The 1,940-nt window shown below is 73.9% G+C and carries 4 protein-coding genes; 3 read left to right on the top strand and 1 reads right to left on the bottom strand.

Annotated features, from left to right (window positions below; genetic code table 11):
• The 3 genes from D7Y21_RS41115 to D7Y21_RS41105 form a co-directional block, all read left to right on the top strand.
• Positions 1 to 271, top strand: a 271-nt coding sequence (locus tag D7Y21_RS41115; protein ID WP_147469539.1) for a thiamine phosphate synthase, incomplete at its 5' end; no start/stop codon positions are given.
• A gap of 19 nt (positions 272 to 290) precedes the next feature.
• Positions 291 to 1,058, top strand: coding sequence for a gamma-glutamyl-gamma-aminobutyrate hydrolase family protein (locus D7Y21_RS41110; RefSeq protein ID WP_120564008.1), 768 nt, complete (start codon positions 291 to 293; stop codon positions 1,056 to 1,058).
• On the top strand, positions 1,055 to 1,795 hold the full coding sequence (locus D7Y21_RS41105; RefSeq protein WP_120564009.1) for a bifunctional hydroxymethylpyrimidine kinase/phosphomethylpyrimidine kinase: 741 nt from the start codon (positions 1,055 to 1,057) through the stop codon (positions 1,793 to 1,795). The genes D7Y21_RS41110 and D7Y21_RS41105 overlap by 4 nt, the downstream gene beginning before the upstream one ends.
• An 8-nt stretch (positions 1,796 to 1,803) precedes the next feature.
• Here D7Y21_RS41105 and D7Y21_RS41100 read toward each other — a convergent pair.
• On the bottom strand, positions 1,804 to 1,940 hold a 137-nt coding region (locus tag D7Y21_RS41100; protein WP_147469538.1), incomplete at its 5' end, for a DnaB-like helicase C-terminal domain-containing protein.

Below are 1,940 nucleotides of genomic sequence, written 5' to 3'. Positions count from 1 at the left end.
CTACGTGGGCGTGGGGCCGCTGTTCGGCACGACGACGAAGGTGGTGGCGGCGCCGGTGCTGGGGCTGGAGTCCTTCCGGCGGGTGGTGGCGGACAGCCCGCTGCCGGTGGTGGGCATTGGCGGGGTGGGCCTGTCCAACATCGCGAGTGTGGCGGCGACGGGGGCGCACGGCGCGGCGGTGGTGTCCGACGCCCTGCTCGCCCAGGACATCGCCGAGCGGGTGCGTCAGCTGGCGGCGGCGTTTGACAGCGCGCGGGGGACTGGCCTCTAACCGGAGGGAGTACCCCACCATGAACCATCCGCCTCCGCGTCATCACGGGACGACACCGCGTCGTCCCAACATCGGCCTCAGCCCGGACTGGGCCCAGCCGGCCGACTCCGCCTTTCCCCGCTACGAATTGAAGGTGCCCTACGCGGAGGCGGTCCTGCGCGCGGGGGGCCTGCCCTTCGTGCTGCCGTACACCGACGACCCGTCCTGCGTGGACGCCTACCTGGAGCGGGTGTCCGGGCTGGTGGTGACGGGCGGCGCGTTCGACATCCCTCCGTCCGCGTATGGCGAGGAGGTCCGCGAAGGCATGGGGCCGCTGAAGGAGGGCCGCACGGCCTTCGAGGCGCAGCTCATCCGCGGCGCGCTCAAGCGCAACCTGCCGGTGCTGGGCGTGTGCGGCGGCATGCAGTTGTTGGCCGTGGTGCTGGGCGGCACGCTGTTCCAGGACATCCTGAAAGAGATTCCGGGCGCGCGCGACCACGAGCAGAAGCACGACCGCACCCAGCCGCAGCACCCGGTGGAGGTGAAGAACGGCACGCTGCTGGCGGAGGCCGTGGGGCACGGGCAGCTGATGGTGAACTCCACGCACCACCAGTCGGTGAACAAGCCGGGCACGGACGTGACGGTGAGCGCGGTGTCGCCGGACGGCGTGGTGGAGGCGATTGAATCCACCGCGCACATCTTCGCGCTGGGCGTGCAGTGGCACCCGGAGCTGATGCTGGGGACCATCCCGGTGCACCTGGGCGTCTACAAGGCGCTGGTGCAGAAGGCGCGAGAGCACCGCCGGTGAGGCCGCGCGTCCTGCTCCTGGCGGGACTGGAGCCCACGGGCAGGGCCGGGCTCCTGGCGGACGTGGCCGCGGTGCGGGCGCGGGGCGGCGACGCGGTGGCGGTGCCCACGGCCCAGACGGCGCAGGGCTCGCACACCTTCGCGGTGGTGCCAGCGTCCCCACGCATGCTGGCCGCGCAGGTGTCGGCCGCGCGCGAGTGGGGCCCCCTGCACGCGGTGAAGTGGGGCGTGGTGCCCGGGCCGTCACAGCTGGCCACGGCGAGGGCGGCGCTCAAGGACGCGGACGCGTGGTGGGTGGTGGACCCGGTGGTGCGCTCCTCCCGGGGGCAGGTGCTGTCGCGGCTGACGCCCCGGCACTACCTGGCGCTCGCGGGCCCGCGCGTGCTGGTGACACCGAACCTGGAGGAGGCCGCGTGGCTGCTGGGCCGGCCCGCGCTGGGCACGGTGGAGGACGCGCAGGAGGCGGCGGAGGCGCTGTGTCAGCGCGGCTTCGGCGCGGTGCTGGTGAAGGGCGGGCACCTGCCGGAAGGGCAGGGGCTGGCGGACGTGCTGGTGTACTCAGGGCGCACGGTGGTGATGCGGGGGCGCCGGTTGAAGCGGCCCCCGGAGCGCCGGGGCACGGGCTGCCGGTTGGCGTCCGCGCTGGCGGCGGAGCTGGGCCGGGGCACGGGGCCGGAGGCCGCGGTGCGGGCGGCCCGTGAGCATGTCACGGGCTACCTGCGCACCGGCCGGGACTGACGCGGCGACTACTCGCTCCGGGCGCGGCTTTCGAAGCGCGTGTACTCCGCGAGGAACACCAGCTCCACGGACCCGATGGGGCCGTTTCGCTGCTTGGCGACGATGAGCTCCACGGGGATGACCGTGCTGCTCTGGCCGCCACCCC

It is taken from the genome of Corallococcus sp. AB045 (assembly GCF_003668895.1).
GTDB classification, from domain to species: Bacteria; Myxococcota; Myxococcia; order Myxococcales; family Myxococcaceae; genus Corallococcus; species Corallococcus coralloides.
The sequence above is the reverse complement of the archived record's forward strand: the minus strand, read 5'-3'. Positions and strand labels throughout refer to the sequence as shown.

Excerpts from the sequence above, each read along its gene's own strand:
- D7Y21_RS41110 (WP_120564008.1), top strand. The coding sequence starts at position 291 with ATGAACCATCCGCCTCCGCGTCATCACGGGACGACACCGCGTCGTCCC.